The organism is Aminobacterium sp. EBM-42 (genome assembly GCF_001896635.1).
Lineage (GTDB): Bacteria > Synergistota > Synergistia > Synergistales > Aminobacteriaceae > Aminobacterium > Aminobacterium colombiense.
On sequence record NZ_MPPC01000010.1, the window covers coordinates 125,867 to 140,433 of the forward strand.

Sequence of the window (14,567 nt, forward strand, 5' to 3'; positions counted from 1 at the left end):
AAAATTTTGGTTTGGGAAAATAGAGTAACGCGAATTCTTGGGGTGAAATATCCACTCATACAGGGAGGCATGGCCTGGGTAGCAAATTCGGCCCTTGCCGCAGCTGTGAGCAATGGCGGAGGGATAGGACTTATCGGGGCAGCTAATATGCCTCCAGAAATTCTCGACCAGGAACTCGTGCGGATAAGGCAGCTTACAGATAAGCCTTTTGGGCTCAATATTATGCTTATGTCTCCTACCGCGGATGATGCACTGGAACTTGCAGAAAAACACCGTGTCCCCATAGTGACCACTGGTGCGGGAAGTCCGGGGAAAGTTATCGATAGATTAAAACCTCTCGGGACGGTAGTTATCCCTGTTGTCGCATCAGTAGCTCAGGCTAAACGGGTGGAAAAACAAGGTGCTGACGCTGTTGTGGCAGAAGGAACAGAAGCGGGGGGACACGTTGGAGATACGACTACGATGGTTCTCGTGCCTCAAGTAGTGGATGCACTTGGAATTCCAGTTATAGCGGCAGGTGGAATAGCGGATGGACGTGGAGTAGCCGCCGCTTTCTGTCTTGGCGCTGAGGGAGTTCAGGTGGGAACCAGGATGGTATGCTGTTCTGAGTGTTCAGTTCATCAGAATTACAAAGAGGCTATTATAAAGGCTCGTGACAGAAGCAATGTAGTAACGGGTAGGCCTACCGGGCACCCTGTACGTTGTCTAAAAAATAAACTAACATCACGTTTTGAAGAACTTGAATCAGCAGGAGCATCAATAGAGGAAATAGAAAAACTTGGCACTGGAAGGCTGAGGGCGGCGGTGGTTAATGGCGACGTTGAGTGGGGGTCTCTTATGGCCGGGCAAAGCTCTGCCATGATCAATGACATTAAACCAGCTGCGGAAATTATACATGCCATGTTTGACGAAGCTGCTGGCGTTATAGCTAAGCTCCCTCATTTTGTGTTTTAGGGAAACGAGGTGTCTACTGTGAGATATGCTCTGGTTTTTCCTGGCCAAGGGGCTCAGGAAGTCGGTATGGGGAAAAGTTTATATGATACTTTTGATGCCGCACGAGACGTTTTTCAAAAAGCTGACCATGCCCTCAATTTCAAATTAAGCCAGCTCATATTTGAAGGACCCGAAGAGAAATTGACCCTTACGGCTTTTACTCAACCTGCTATTTTAACTGCAAGCATTGCCGCATATAGGGTTTTGACAGAGAGCATGGGTGTATCGTTAAAGCCGGCATTTCTTGCGGGACACAGCCTTGGAGAATATACGGCCCTTGTTGCCGCAGGAGCCCTTTCCCTGGAAGATGGAGTTCGCCTAGTCCATTTGCGAGGATCCCTGATGCAGGAGGCTGTTCCTGAGGGTAAGGGGGCAATGGCTGCCCTCATAGGGCTAGAGCCTGATGTGGTCGAAGAGGTTTGCCGAAGGGTTGCTCCGAACAAAGAATGCCAGGCCGCGAATTTCAATTCTCCTGGGCAGGTAGTTATTTCCGGAGAAACATCTTTTGTAGAAAAGGCGGTTGAAGAGGCGAAGGTCCAGGGAGCGCGTAAAGCCGTTATGTTGAAGGTGAGTGCTCCCTTCCATAGCAATTTGATGGTGCCCGTAGCGGATCAGTTGCAAAAGGCTTTTGAAAAATGCCAGTGGAATCTTCCACACTGCCCCATAGTTGCTAATGTTTCGGCCCAGCCTGTTTTTACAGTGGAAGATATTCAAAAGGCACTTTTTCATCAGACCTATAGTCCTGTCCTATGGGCAGATTCGGTTTTATATATGGCTTCACAAGAAGTTGACACTTACCTGGAATTAGGTCCAGGAACAGTTCTGGCTGGACTTATTAAAAGATGCCAGAAGGGGCTGAAAACCTATTCGGCTATGAATGAAGAGGATTTGCGGATTATAGCCGCTCTGTTTAACGAGGGAGGTGCCGCGTAAAATGTCTGGAAGGGTTGCTCTTGTAACAGGAGGTGGACGGGGCATAGGGAGTGCTATTGCACTGGAACTTGCCTCTCGAGGGAATAATGTAGCCATTAGTTATAACAGAAGCGAAAACGAAGCGATGAAAATATGTGAAAAAATGTCAACCTTTGGCGTTAAGAGCCTGGCGGTAAAATGTAACGTTACATTTGCAGATCAGGTAGAGGCTCTGTTTTCAGAGATTGAAAAAGAGCTTGGGCCTGTGGAAATACTTGTTAACAACGCAGGTGTAACCCGGGACAATCTTCTTATGCGCATGAAGGATGATGATTGGGATAGCGTTATTTCAGCCAATCTGACATCCGTATATCGCTGTTCTAAACAGGCCCTTAAGAAAATGGTAAAAGCCAGGTGGGGGCGAATAATTAATATTTCATCAGTTGTAGGGCTCATTGGAAACCCCGGCCAGTCAAACTACTGTGCTTCAAAGGCAGGCATAATAGGCTTTTCAAAGGCTATTGCAAGAGAATACGGAGGGAGGGGCATTACAGTCAATGCCATAGCACCGGGATTTATTGAAACAGATATGACCGCTATCTTGAAAGAAGAGATAAAACAGATTATGCTGTCTCAGATCCCACTGAATAGAGTAGGAATACCCGAGGATATAGCGAAAGCTGCAGCTTTTTTTGCCAGTGATGATGCAGCATATATTACAGGACAGGTGTTAGCCGTCGATGGCGGCATGACCATGTGTTAAAGACATTTTATATTTGAATTAAGAGTTTGGAAGGGGGTGAAAGAGAATGAAGAAAGACGAAGTAATTGCCCATCTGAAAGAAATAATCATCGATAGACTAGACGTAGAAGAAAGCCAGATCGTCCCTGAGGCATCCTTTGTAGAAGATCTTGGGGCAGATTCTCTTGACATTGTTGAGCTCATTATGGGTATAGAGGAAGAGTTTGACATCGAGATTCCTGATGAGGATGCAGAAAAGCTCACTTCCGTAGGGGAAGCTATGAAGTATACCCTCGATAAGCTTGGAGTGGAAGAATAAACACAATAAATGCATCGTAAAGGCCGGAGGGGAAAGATTTTAACATCCTCCGGCCTTCCAAAACAATGAAACGCCCTATCCCTGAACGGTGAGGAGTGACATAATTTGAGAAGGGTAGTTATCACAGGGCTTGGTCTTGTCAGCCCAATCGCGAATGGTAGGGAAAACTTTTGGCAGGCTCTTAAAGAAGGGAAAAACGGAGTTTTACCTTTTTCCACATTTGATGCCAGTGATCTCCCGGTAACCTTTGGCGCCGAGATAAAAGATTTTGACCCAACACTTTGGCTTGACAAAAAAGAGGCAAAACGATCGGATCGGGTAATTCATTTTGCCGTTGCTGCTGCAGATCTTGCAGTTGAGGATGCCCATCTGGATGTAACGAGCCTGGATTCGAATAGATTCGGAGTTTATATTGGAACAGGTCAGGGGGGTATTGAAACCACATTTAACAACTTTCAGACCCTTATTGAAAAAGGACCAAGACGGGTAAGTCCCTTCTTTATCCCTATGATGATCAGTAATATGTCAACGGCCTATGTGGCTATCAGATATGGTGCCAAGGGCCCCAATATGTGTGTTGTTACAGCTTGTGCCACTGGAACGAATAGCATTGGCGAAGCATATTACTCCATATTGCGTGATGATGCTGACATTATTCTAGCTGGAGGGACAGAAGCAGCCCTTCGTTCCATAAGCATAGCTGGTTTTGCGGCAATGAAAGCTCTCTCTACTCGAAATGACGAACCAGAACGCGCATCTCGTCCTTTTGATAAGGATCGTGACGGGTTCGTTATGGGAGAAGGGGCAGGGGTTCTTGTTTTAGAAGAGCTCGAGCATGCCAAAAAAAGAGGAGCTACGATCTATGGCGAGATAGTGGGATATGGCTCTACATGCGATGCGAGCCACATAACGGCGCCAGACCCCCAGGGTGATGGAGCTGTAAGAGCTATGCGCCAGGCCATGCGTCAGGCAAAATGGCTTCCTGAAGATGTAGACTATATCAATGCCCATGGGACATCGACAGAGCTCAATGATAAAATGGAAGCCATGGCAATAAATACTGTTTTTGGCGACCATACGCCGAAAGTTCACGTTAACTCAACAAAATCTATGATAGGACACTGTTTGGGAGCAGCAGGAGCCCTTGAAACCATAGCCGCAATCCAGACAATTGCAGAGGGAGTTATTCATCCAACAAGAAACTATGAAACTCCAGATCCAGAGTGCGCTATTAATGTTGTGGGGACAGAGGCCGTTTCTAAAGATGTCGCCCGTCTTCTCGTTAATAGCTTTGGTTTTGGCGGGCATAACGCAGTTGTAGCAATCCAGAAATTCGAGGGGTAAAATTTTGAAAGGGAGCTTATCAGAGAGGGAGCAATGGTGGCAACGAGAGCTTGCCTCCTTCCAGGAACGGTTAGGGTACCTTTTTTCAAAAAAGGAAATTCTCCAGGAGGCCCTAACCCATGCTTCTTATGCACATGAAAAGGGCCTCCATTTTCATAACGAGCGTTTAGAGTTTTTGGGAGACGCTGTTCTTGAATTAATTGTTTCAGCTAATCTTTTTAACGGATATCCTGATGTTGACGAGGGTACCCTCACTCGATACCGTTCAAATCTTGTTTGCAAAAATGCATTATCAGTATGGGGAAAATCCATAGGGTTGCCACAGATCATCCGTTTGGGAAAGGGCCTAGAACAGCAAGGAGCGAGTGCGTCTATAATTGCTGATACGTCTGAAGCTGTATTAGGTGCAGTTTTTTCAGATGGCGGATTTGCGGCAGCCCAAAACGTTGTGCGGAGATATCTTTTTTTCCAATCGAACATTAACGCTTATGACAAGAATAGCGACCCAAAATCTCTCATACAGGAAGAAACACAAAAAAGAGGTTTAGGGCAGCCCTGTTATGTGGTTATTTCAACAGAAGGCCCCCCTCACATGCCGATTTTTACAGTTCAGCTTAAAATAGATGGGCAGCTTTACGGGAGCGGCCAGGGGCATTCTATTAAAGTAGCGGAAACTCTAGCGGCGCAGCGAGCGTTGAAACAGGTAGGTTTGGGGTGTAAAAAATAACCATTATGGAGGGCCTTGGAAATGCTCAGGGAAAAAGCAATAATTATGAACAGCGACGATATGGAAAGGGTTTTCAAACGAATCGTCAATGAAATTATTGAAAAAAACAGAGGAACAGAGAATATAGCTTTAGTAGGTATTCAAAGACGCGGCGTTTTTTTGGCCAAGCATCTCCAGAATTTGTTTAAAAAACAGGAAAAGGTAAAAATACCTGCTGGCGAACTTGACATAACGCTTTACAGGGATGACCTCACCCTCCTTCATGAACAGCCGGTTGTTCAAAGCACGTCTATTCCCTTCGATGTGAACGGAGCAAAAGTGGTTTTAGTGGATGATGTGATCTACACGGGACGAACAGTCCGCGCTGCCCTCGACGCCCTTATGGATTTAGGGCGCCCATCAGTTGTTCAGCTGGCTGTCCTTATTGATCGTGGGCATAGGGAGCTTCCAATCCAGCCTGATTATTGCGGCAAAAAGGTTCCCACATCTTCCAACGAAATAGTGGAAGTACGTGTAGAAGAAATAGATGGCAAGAATGACGTGGTTATCTGTGAAAAAGAAAGCTAACCCAGGAATTTCTCGGTTTCGAAAGGGTGCGGCAAGATTTTTGCTGTTGCTCTTCTGTCTGTTTTCCTTTTCTTCCGAAGTCTTTGCCATGGACGTATGGATAACTTCTCCATGGCTTTCTGTAGTTGCTAATTTTATGGGAGGTGTTTTCATCAATGTTAAGCCATTAGGCCAATGGGCAGAAGATGGTGGAATAAATAAGCTTTCTATAAAAAAAGTTCCCGCTGGCAGCCATTTTATTGCTTTAGATTATGATGAGGCACTGAAATATGGCATCCAGTCATCTCAGAAGAATCTTTTTGTTCTATATACACATCTGCCTTTTTCTTACGAAGAGGCGGACACATATTTTACAGACCCATCAGTCCTCCCTTTTATAGCACAAAGGATTATGAACATTTTTTCGAGTCTTGATCATGAACATTACTTTTTCTATCAACGTCGGCTGGCCGAGTTCCAAGGGCGTCTTGAGAGTACTGTCCTTCTTGGACGGCAGTTGCTAAAAGGGAAAAAGGTTTTCAACCTCTCCAAGGGCTTCGTTGAGTTTTTACGTGCAGCGCAATGCGAGATTCTTCATCCAGAGGATGAGCTTTGGAAGGAGTGGGCCAAAGGAGACTCTCTGGATGGCCTTAAACAAAAAATCGAGGAATGCCGAAAGAACAACGTCCCGGTGCTATTTGATATGAAAAGCCCGGTCTCTATTCATAAAGTGCTTTTAGAGAGTAAAAGCCTTGGTGTTGTCCTATTGGAATATCCTGATATTGGACAAGATATTATTCTTTCTCTGTACGATCAATACTTGGCGATTTGGAACGCGGCTTCCTCGGGTGGAAGTTAATCAACGTTTTCCACAGTAGATACTTCTTTCTTTTTTATAAGAAAGAGGAAGGGAATTGTGGCTGAAAAAATAAAAACAGCTAACACATGGAAGGGACTGAGAGAAAGAGTTGATTGAACTACAAAACCATTGAGAACTGGGCCGGTCATCAAGCCGAGACTAAAGAAAATGTTAAATACACCCATGGTCCTGCCGCTGCCAAACATGAAACTGTTTTCTGCAGCGATAGCTGCAAGGGATGGCGACGAAAGAGCATGTCCTACGCCGAAAATTACACTTGCCACTGTGAGTCCTATGAAAGTATTGAAAAAAGGAATGATCATAAAAACTATCCCCGAAATGATACCCCCTATGATGATCAGGTTATACCGGGATATCTTGTCTGCGAGTTTCCCGAAATATCTTTGCAGTACACCAGTTGTAAGAGAGTTCAGAGATAATATTATTCCTATTTGTGAGAAGGATAGGGACAAACCGGCCGCCATAAGGGGAATGGCCATGAGCATTGTGCCCCGACACATGGCAAAGCAGAATTGGTAATAAAAACATGTACGAAGGGCAGAGTTCCTTATCATTCCACCAATAGAAGAAAGCATTTGGCCGCTGGAAGAAGGTTTGGCAGTCAGCTCTACGGGGAGTTTTTTGATAACCATAACTAGAGCTAAAGCAGTGAGAGCTGTCATAAAGTAAAAAGGAACATGCCACCCGAAATGGTCTGTAAGGACACCACTGATAAGGGGACCAAAACCAATCCCCAGAAAATGCGCTCCCTGCAAGGTGCCGAAAAAGACTCCCTCTTTACCCTTTTCCGCAATATCCGCACCTATAGCCATAGCAATAGGAACGACAAAGGCGGAGCCAAGTCCGTGGAAAAAACGGATCGTAATAAGGGATTCAGTTGTTTCCGCATGAATATAAGCCAAAGATGCTAGTGAATAGACTAGCAAACCGGCACTTAGCAAACGTTTTCTATCAAAACGTTCTGCAAGTTCACTGCTTAGTATCATTCCCCCAGTTCTTGCAAAAGGGAAAGTTCCGAATATTAACCCCATGAGGATTCCGCTTGCACCAAGCTTTGATGCGTAAATCGGCAAAATAGGGCTGATAACTCCAACTCCGAGCATTGCACAGAAAAGCGCCAAGGAAAGAGTCAATAAAATGTAGCTATGATGAGATGATAAAGTTTTGCGCATAGAGTAGAGCCCCTTTGAAACTCCCTCATTTTAATGAGGGAGTTTAATTAAAAGTCATGCTATAGTCTTATATTACTAAACGTTATGGACAATTTCAATCTGTCCCTGCCCTTTCTTGAAATAACCGATACATTCAGTTTTTTCGAAACCAGCTTCTTTTAAAGCGGCTATCACCGCCGGCACATGATCTTTGTGAACGGAGAGAAGCAATCCGCCTGATGTCTGGGCATCATAAAGCATGTCGACCCTTTCTTCCTGCAAAGTTTCAATTTCGACAACACTATTCTCGTACTGGATTCTGTTGTTATACGTTCCTGCAGGTACGAGCCCGCTCTCTGCCAGCTCTATGACCCCGGGAAGAAGAGGAACATTATGAAGGCCGAGACATAGATTCAGTTCTTTGGTTGAAAGCATATCAAGGGCATGACCTATTAGGCCAAAACCTGTTACATCTGTACAGGCATGAACCTCATCAAGAAGGTGCTGCGGAAGAACAAGGGGAACATTGTTCAGTGTTGTCATCCAGCGTATGGCTTCCTCTGGTCCCATAGGATCTTCGATCATGTCCGCTTTGATTCCAGTAGCTATAACGCCTGTCCCTACCGGCTTTGTCAGTATTAGGGCGTCTTCTGGCATGGATCCTATAACTTGCCATGGATGATCTCTGGACACTTCTCCATACACCGCAAGGCCATATTTAGGTTCATCGTCTTCTACACTATGGCCTCCTACTAGAAAAGCCCCTGCTTCCCTGACTTTTGCGTAGCCGCCTTCCAGAACTTGCCGCAATACCTCTATATCAAGTTTTTTAACAGGGAAGCCCACGATATTTAGGGCCACTATCGGACGTCCACCCATGGCGAAAACATCGCTTATGGAGTTGCACGCAGCGATTTCCCCCCATTTTCTTGGGTTATCCACAATAGGTGTTATAAAATCCAGGGTCAATATGCCAAGACGCTTCTGATCAATGATCCAAAGAGCCGCATCTTCTCCTGATGCCCATGTCGAAATAATACGGTCATCTTTTACGGGAGGGAGATCCCGCAAAATCTTTTCCAGGTCCGCCGGACCTATTTTGGCTGCTCAGCCACTTGTTTTAGAGAGTTCTGTTAATCGCATAGCGCGAAGGCCTCCTTTGATGTTTAAACGCAATAATAATTATAACAAAAAGACATAGCTTTCTTAAAGAGGCACCTCTATTAAAAGGTGCACTTTATATGGTGGATATTTAGTATGTTTTATCTTTACAATTCTTTGGAATAAAAGCAATTACAGCTCAATCAGAATGTTATAATAAAATGCTTGAAGAAAATTATACAGCATTTTGTAAAGGGGGCATTTGGAATTATGGCAACAATTCCAAACTCTACAGTATTGGAGGAACTGCGTTCCTTAAAAGATGAACTGCAGGAAAGTCTTTGACCTGCCCATTTTGGAGATAAAAATACAAGAACTGGAAGAAAAGACTTTAAAACCGGATTTCTGGGGAAGTGATGAGGCAAGGAAAGTAACACAGGAATTGGCTCGCTATCAGGACAAACTTGATTCCTGGAAGAAGATAGCCGAAGACTATGAGGATCTTGAAATCATAGAAGAGATGCTTAAGGAAGAAGAAGACAGAGAGCTTCAAAAGGATTTTGAGCAGAAAGCATTTTCCCTTAAAAAAGAAATAGAACGCCAGCAGCTTATTGAGCTTCTGAGTGAAGATTATGACCAGGGCAATGCTATTGTGTCTGTCCATGCAGGATCAGGCGGTCTGGATTCCCAGGATTGGGCAGAAATGCTTTATAGGATGTATGCGCGATGGATGGAACAGAATGACTTTCGTGTAAAGGTACTCGACTTGATCAAAGATTCAGAAGGCGGAATTAGCAACGTTACATTACTTGTTGAAGGTAGCTATGCCTATGGGTATTTAAAGTCTGAAAAGGGTGTTCATCGTCTCGTCAGGATTTCGCCCTTTGATTCAGCGGGGAGACGTCATACGAGTTTTGCTTCTGTGGATATTGTTCCTGAACTTCCTGAAGATGAAGACATAGAGATACGGACTGAAGACTTGCGGATCGATACCTACCGATCAAGCGGAGCTGGCGGCCAGCATGTCAACATGACTGACTCAGCAGTTCGTATAACCCATTTCCCCTCCGGTATTGTGGTAAGCTGCCAGAATGAGCGTTCTCAGCATATGAATAAAGCTGTGGCAATGCAGGTTCTGAAGAGCAAGCTCTATGAGAGGGCCATTGAAGAGCGAAGAAACGAAATGGATACCATTATAGGAGAGAAAAAAGAAATAAGCTGGGGGAGTCAGATCCGTTCATATGTCCTTCACCCCTATACCCTCGTCAAAGATCACAGGACTGGAGAGGAAACGGGGAATGTGCAGGCCGTGCTAGATGGAGATATTGACGACTTCATAATGGCCTACTTGCGTTGGAAGAAACTTGGCAGCAAATAGCGAATAGAGTGGTTAGGAGGAGGATAGTCTTGATAGAACGTTATGTACGAAGCAAAGTTTCCGTTGGCATTGTTTCCATTTTAATTTTACTCACAATATTAATAGAAACAGGTTTTGCCTCTTCAGTTTCTTTTGCTTCATCTGTACCAATTCTTCCTCTCAGTGAGATCAAGCCGGGAATGAAAGGGGAAGCTTTGACCGTTATTCAAGGTGAAGATGTAGTATCCTTTCCCATAGAGATAATAAGCGTAGTCCCCCAGCTTGAAAGCAGGCCGCGCCATTTGATTATGGTACGTGCTGGCGGTGATATTATAAAAAAGACAGGGGGCATTGCGGCAGGGATGAGCGGAAGCCCTGTTTATATCAATAAAAAACTCATAGGAGCAATAGGATACGGTTTTAATTTTAGCGAGCATGATATTGGGTACGTAACCCCTATAGAAGATATGATGTCTATTTGGGAATGGCCAGATGAAAGACAGAAACTTCCACAACTATCGGTTTTTCCTCCGGAAGAACATGAACTTGAACTGGAACAAGAAAAAGAGGATGAAAAGGAAAATGAGATTACAGGGTTGATCAAAAAAGCAGCTCCCCTTCAAGTTGGTGGAGTCAGCCAGAGGACAGCAGATCGTCTTGGGACCTTTCTGGGAGGAAAGGCAGTCCTTGCCGGAGGATTAAATGGCGAGGGACAACTGGTAGACTACAGCAGTCAGTTGGTCCCAGGGGAGGCGGTAGGGGTTCTTCTGGCATGGGGTGACGTAACAGTTGGAACTATTGGTACTGTAACATCCATTGATGAAAAGGGGCGTTTTTTAGCTTTCGGGCATCCTTTTCTACAGAAAGGCGTTGTAGCCTTCCCTGCCACAAAAGTTCAGGTACATAATGTCATCCCGAGTTTGGAAAGTCCATTTAAAGTGGGCAGCTTCTCGCGAATTATAGGAACGGTGACTCAGGATCGAGCAGAGGCTGTTGGTGGCCAAGTAGGTTACTTTACTCCATCTGTGGATGCCTCCTTTCGTTTTAGGGATATTGATCGAAACCAGAGAGACTTAAAGCGGTTCCATATCGTATCAGATCCCTTTGTGAACTCTGATATGACATCAACCCTTTTTACGGGCTTGATTGACCGCCTATGGGGAAGAATTGGAGAAGGGACGGCAAGGATTTCTCTGCAGATAGAGGGGTTTGGCCTCCCAAAAGGGTGGACTCGAAGTAACATGTTCTTTTCAGACAAAGATATTGGCGATGAAGCTCTTAGCGAGATTAGAGAAATAATGAAAGCGATCTCCCTGAATCCTTATAAGGAGGTCTATCCGCTGGGCTTTCACCTCGCTGTGGAGATAACACAAAAACCCAACGTTATATATATTGAGGGCCTGGAAGTTGAAGGTGAAACCTTTCTCCCAGGTGAAAAGGTTCCTGTGGAAATAACATTGCGTCCCTACCGGGGAGAACAGACAAAAAAGAAATTTGAACTGATGGTGCCCCAAAATGCTGCCGGATCAGTTGAGGTCGCGGTGCGTGGCGGTGGAATCATGCCCCTTGAAGAAGAGGCTATTGTCCAGGGGTGGAAGTCTATTGATAATTTTGACCAGATGCTGAAAGAAATTAACGCTCTTGAAACTAACAATGAGGTTATATTAGAACTGAACTATGATAAAGTTCCTGATGATGGAGCGAAGCCGGGGCCAACAAAAGAAGATCGTGAGCTTTTGAGTCAGACCAAGGAAAGAAGGCTTGACGAGGGGACATTGCGCATCTTTAAAACAGATTATGTGGTGGAAGGCCTCCTTCGTGAAATAATACAGGTAGAACCACAAGAAAATGATGCCAAGGAAAGGAAATAACGATGTTTATAACCCTTGAGGGGATTGACGGTTGCGGCAAAAGCACCCAGGCAGCCTTTTTAAAAGAACAGTTGCAACAGAAGAAAAAGGAGCCTGTGCTCTGGACTCGTGAGCCGGGAGGATGGGTTCATGGAGATTTTGTGCGAACACTTCTTTTGGAGAAGGATCTACGCCACGAACTAAGCGAGCTGTTCCTTTTTGTAATTGATCGCTGTGAACATGTGAGTCAGGTTATATCTCCAGCCCTTTCGTGCGGCCAGATTGTTTTATGTGAGCGTTATACCGACTCCACTCGAGCCTACCAGATCTGGGGAAGAGGCTTGCCGGAAGAGAAAGTAGAAGACCTTTTCGCATGGTGTTCTTTCCCCGAACCTGATCTTACATTATGGATAGACACGCCCCTTCCCGTGGCAATAAACAGGATAAAAACCACAAGGGGGCATTTTGATCGCATAGAGTCCGAAACAGACGGGTTCCTTAACAGGGTTTGTGAAGGATATAAAGAGCTTTCAAAGCGTTTCCCCCATAGGATAGTGCGAATAGACGGTTCGCAGCCAACCGAGGAAGTATCGGCACAGATATGGAAAGTTGTGGAGGTCCATCTATCGAAATGAACGAAAAAGAAACATGTTTCGTGACATCAAGCCTAATGTGGTCTGAACTGAAAAAAGCTTTGGAGGGAAATCGGTTTCCACAGAGCTTGGCGCTGTCAGCGCCTAAGCAGTATCATGAAAAGATAGCAATTGATATTGCCCGGCTTCTCCTATGTGAAAAGAAGAATGCATGCGGACAGTGTCTCTCGTGCTGTTCCTGGCACGAGAAAACCCACCCTGATCTCGTCCTTTCGGGTTCCTTAGAAAAGGCGCCTACCATCAGCGAGTGCAGGGAGATAGCAGTAGAACTTTCTCTTTATCCGGTGGTTGCCTCTTGTCGGCTTGTAGTTATTCAGTCAGCGGACACTCTATTACTTCCAGCTGCCAATAGCATGTTGAAAATAGTTGAAGAACCGCCAGAACACGGAGTTATTCTTTTCCTTTTGGAAAATGACAAATTTTTACCAACACTAAAGAGCCGATGCTGGAATCTCGCTTTAGCTCATGAAGAACGCTTTGAGCCAGAAGAAATTCCATCAGCAGAGAGAAGCTGGAAAAAATGGCTTGAAAGTGGGGAAACTATGACTATAGAAGAGTTGGAGAAACAACTTCATTGTTGGGAAACATGGGCCATTGAAGAGGGACAAGCCTCTCTTGCTGCCCGGGTCGATAGGTTACGTCTCATATGTGAAAGCCGCAAACTTCCACAGGGGATGGTGCTTGATCTTATATTATTATCACTCAAGGAGGGTTTTGCGTTTGAACATGTATTTGACAATCTTTGGTAAACCAAGATACCTAGGTTTAGTAAACATAGAAGACACAGCCTTCACCCTGGAAAAAGGGGAAAAAATTGTTGCTGAAACAATGAGAGGGATAGAACTGGCTATTGTGGGCGGCCCAATTTCTGAAGAGCAGGAGGACCGCTATCGAAATACATGTTGCGAGGATCTCTGCGATGGACAGCCCAAGGGTGGGGAACCTATGTTGCAAAATATCTCTTTTGTACGCACTGCGACGGAAGAGGATGAAGAGATGGCACAAACTCAGCGGGAAGAAGAGGAAGCTATTCTTGTTAAGGCGAGAGAGCTTCTTTCCCAGCATGACCTATCTATGAAGTTGGTAGATGTTGAATATTTATTAGACCGCAAAAAACTTTTTTTCTATTTCACATCAGAACAGAGGGTGGATTTCAGGGCCTATGTTCGTGACCTTGCTCGGGAATTTAAAACGCGGATAGAACTTCGCCAAATTGGAGTTCGTGATGAAGCTAAAACTGTGCGCGGCCTGGGGCCATGCGGAAGAGAATGTTGTTGCGGATATTGGCTGCATAAATTTGATCCCATTTGTATAAAAATGGTAAAAGAGCAAAATCTTGCCCTTAACCCCACCAAAATATCTGGCGTTTGTGGGCGGCTCATGTGTTGTATGGCCTATGAACATCAGATGTACGGGTGTCTTTGGAAGGATCTTCCCAATCCTGGAGCGAAGATTAAAGCTCCTCAAGGTGTTTATATTATACTTGGCGTCGACCTGGCCCATAGCGCTTTTCGAGCAAGGACTCCCGAAGGGACTGAAGTACTAGTATCTGTAAAAGACTTTGAAAACTTCAAGGAAACGGTCATGAAGGGTGAAAACTGGGAATCGTCTATTCTCGAAACCCCTTCCCTTTTACCAGAAGAGGGAGTGCTCGTTGCATTCAATCATGATATAGAAGAAGAACGTTTGGCAGCGACAGTCCTTACAGATGCAGAAGCCTTTAAACCTGCAGATGTTCAGGAAGAGGACGAAAATATAAAAGAGAAAAAAGAAAGGCATAGAGGAAAAGAAGAAAATAATGCCAGAAATAAAAAGAAACGGAAACGCAAAAAGAAACCACAGTCTGGGAGTGGTGGGGCGGAGGGGAAAAAAGAAAAAAACCCCCGAAACAAAATAACCCGTTCGGGAGAAGAACGGAGCCGTCCCCGAAACAAACGGCCCTTGAGAAAAAAAAGGCCGGAAAAAACAGATACGTCTAAAGACGATTAGTGG

General features: G+C 45.0%; 15 protein-coding genes. 13 read left to right on the top strand and 2 right to left on the bottom strand.

Annotation, left to right across the window (positions count from 1 at the left end):
* Positions 1–6: 6 nt before the first annotated feature.
* The 8 genes from BUC50_RS02635 (at position 7) to BUC50_RS02670 (ending at position 6,442) form a co-directional block, all read left to right on the top strand.
* Entirely contained in the window at positions 7–954 is a 948-nt protein-coding gene (locus tag BUC50_RS02635; protein ID WP_013048452.1) for a nitronate monooxygenase, read from the top strand.
* Between the two features lie 18 nt (positions 955–972).
* Positions 973–1,926 carry an ACP S-malonyltransferase gene (fabD, locus tag BUC50_RS02640; protein ID WP_013048451.1) on the top strand — a complete coding sequence of 318 codons (954 nt, stop codon included), beginning with the start codon at positions 973–975 and terminating at the stop codon, positions 1,924–1,926.
* A 1-nt stretch (position 1,927) separates the two neighbouring features.
* Complete coding sequence (gene fabG / locus BUC50_RS02645) at positions 1,928–2,668, top strand: 3-oxoacyl-[acyl-carrier-protein] reductase (RefSeq protein ID WP_013048450.1); 741 nt, start codon at positions 1,928–1,930, stop codon at positions 2,666–2,668.
* Positions 2,669–2,714: 46 nt separating this feature from the next.
* Positions 2,715–2,966: an acyl carrier protein gene (gene acpP / locus BUC50_RS02650; RefSeq protein ID WP_013048449.1), complete on the top strand. Its 252-nt coding sequence runs from the start codon at positions 2,715–2,717 to the stop codon at positions 2,964–2,966.
* Between the two features lie 105 nt (positions 2,967–3,071).
* Positions 3,072–4,310: a beta-ketoacyl-ACP synthase II gene (gene fabF, locus BUC50_RS02655; protein ID WP_013048448.1), complete on the top strand. Its 1,239-nt coding sequence runs from the start codon at positions 3,072–3,074 to the stop codon at positions 4,308–4,310.
* A 4-nt stretch (positions 4,311–4,314) separates the two neighbouring features.
* On the top strand, positions 4,315–5,037 hold the full coding sequence (gene rnc / locus BUC50_RS02660; protein ID WP_013048447.1) for a ribonuclease III: 723 nt from the start codon (positions 4,315–4,317) through the stop codon (positions 5,035–5,037).
* Between the two features lie 21 nt (positions 5,038–5,058).
* A complete protein-coding gene (pyrR, locus tag BUC50_RS02665; RefSeq protein ID WP_013048446.1) occupies positions 5,059–5,604 on the top strand; it encodes a bifunctional pyr operon transcriptional regulator/uracil phosphoribosyltransferase PyrR in 546 nt (181 codons plus the stop codon).
* Positions 5,588–6,442, top strand: a complete 855-nt coding sequence (locus BUC50_RS02670; RefSeq protein WP_013048445.1) for a hypothetical protein — start codon at positions 5,588–5,590, stop codon at positions 6,440–6,442. Before pyrR ends, BUC50_RS02670 begins: the two co-directional genes overlap by 17 nt.
* Here BUC50_RS02670 and BUC50_RS02675 read toward each other — a convergent pair.
* Both BUC50_RS02675 and selD read right to left on the bottom strand, forming a co-directional pair.
* Positions 6,439–7,635 carry an MFS transporter gene (locus BUC50_RS02675; RefSeq protein WP_013048444.1) on the bottom strand — a complete coding sequence of 399 codons (1,197 nt, stop codon included), beginning with the start codon at positions 7,633–7,635 and terminating at the stop codon, positions 6,439–6,441. The genes BUC50_RS02670 and BUC50_RS02675 overlap by 4 nt on opposite strands.
* Positions 7,636–7,710: 75 nt before the next feature.
* Positions 7,711–8,757: a selenide, water dikinase SelD gene (selD, locus tag BUC50_RS02680; protein ID WP_083775780.1), complete on the bottom strand. Its 1,047-nt coding sequence runs from the start codon at positions 8,755–8,757 to the stop codon at positions 7,711–7,713.
* A 228-nt stretch (positions 8,758–8,985) separates the two neighbouring features.
* Between selD and prfB the strand changes: the two genes are divergently transcribed.
* The 5 genes from prfB (at position 8,986) to BUC50_RS02705 (ending at position 14,564) form a co-directional block, all read left to right on the top strand.
* A protein-coding gene (gene prfB / locus BUC50_RS02685; protein WP_013048442.1) for a peptide chain release factor 2 occupies positions 8,986–10,093 on the top strand; the annotation gives its coding sequence in 2 pieces (ribosomal slippage) (positions 8,986–9,057 and positions 9,059–10,093; 1,107 coding nt in all).
* A gap of 29 nt (positions 10,094–10,122) precedes the next feature.
* Positions 10,123–11,943: a SpoIVB peptidase S55 domain-containing protein gene (locus BUC50_RS02690; RefSeq protein WP_013048441.1), complete on the top strand. Its 1,821-nt coding sequence runs from the start codon at positions 10,123–10,125 to the stop codon at positions 11,941–11,943.
* A gap of 2 nt (positions 11,944–11,945) precedes the next feature.
* Positions 11,946–12,557, top strand: a complete 612-nt coding sequence (tmk, locus tag BUC50_RS02695; RefSeq protein ID WP_013048440.1) for a dTMP kinase — start codon at positions 11,946–11,948, stop codon at positions 12,555–12,557.
* On the top strand, positions 12,554–13,324 hold the full coding sequence (locus BUC50_RS02700; RefSeq protein WP_013048439.1) for a DNA polymerase III delta subunit-related protein: 771 nt from the start codon (positions 12,554–12,556) through the stop codon (positions 13,322–13,324). Before tmk ends, BUC50_RS02700 begins: the two co-directional genes overlap by 4 nt.
* Positions 13,302–14,564: a PSP1 domain-containing protein gene (locus BUC50_RS02705; RefSeq protein WP_286677143.1), complete on the top strand. Its 1,263-nt coding sequence runs from the start codon at positions 13,302–13,304 to the stop codon at positions 14,562–14,564. Before BUC50_RS02700 ends, BUC50_RS02705 begins: the two co-directional genes overlap by 23 nt.
* The last annotated feature ends 3 nt before the right edge of the window (positions 14,565–14,567 follow it).

Excerpts from the sequence above, each read along its gene's own strand:
- fabG (WP_013048450.1), top strand. The coding sequence starts at position 1,928 with ATGTCTGGAAGGGTTGCTCTTGTAACAGGAGGTGGACGGGGCATAGGG.
- acpP (WP_013048449.1), top strand. The coding sequence starts at position 2,715 with ATGAAGAAAGACGAAGTAATTGCCCATCTGAAAGAAATAATCATCGAT.
- pyrR (WP_013048446.1), top strand. The coding sequence starts at position 5,059 with ATGCTCAGGGAAAAAGCAATAATTATGAACAGCGACGATATGGAAAGG.
- BUC50_RS02675 (WP_013048444.1), bottom strand. The coding sequence starts at position 7,635 with ATGCGCAAAACTTTATCATCTCATCATAGCTACATTTTATTGACTCTT.
- tmk (WP_013048440.1), top strand. The coding sequence starts at position 11,946 with ATGTTTATAACCCTTGAGGGGATTGACGGTTGCGGCAAAAGCACCCAG.
- BUC50_RS02700 (WP_013048439.1), top strand. The coding sequence starts at position 12,554 with ATGAACGAAAAAGAAACATGTTTCGTGACATCAAGCCTAATGTGGTCT.
- BUC50_RS02705 (WP_286677143.1), top strand. The coding sequence starts at position 13,302 with ATGTATTTGACAATCTTTGGTAAACCAAGATACCTAGGTTTAGTAAAC.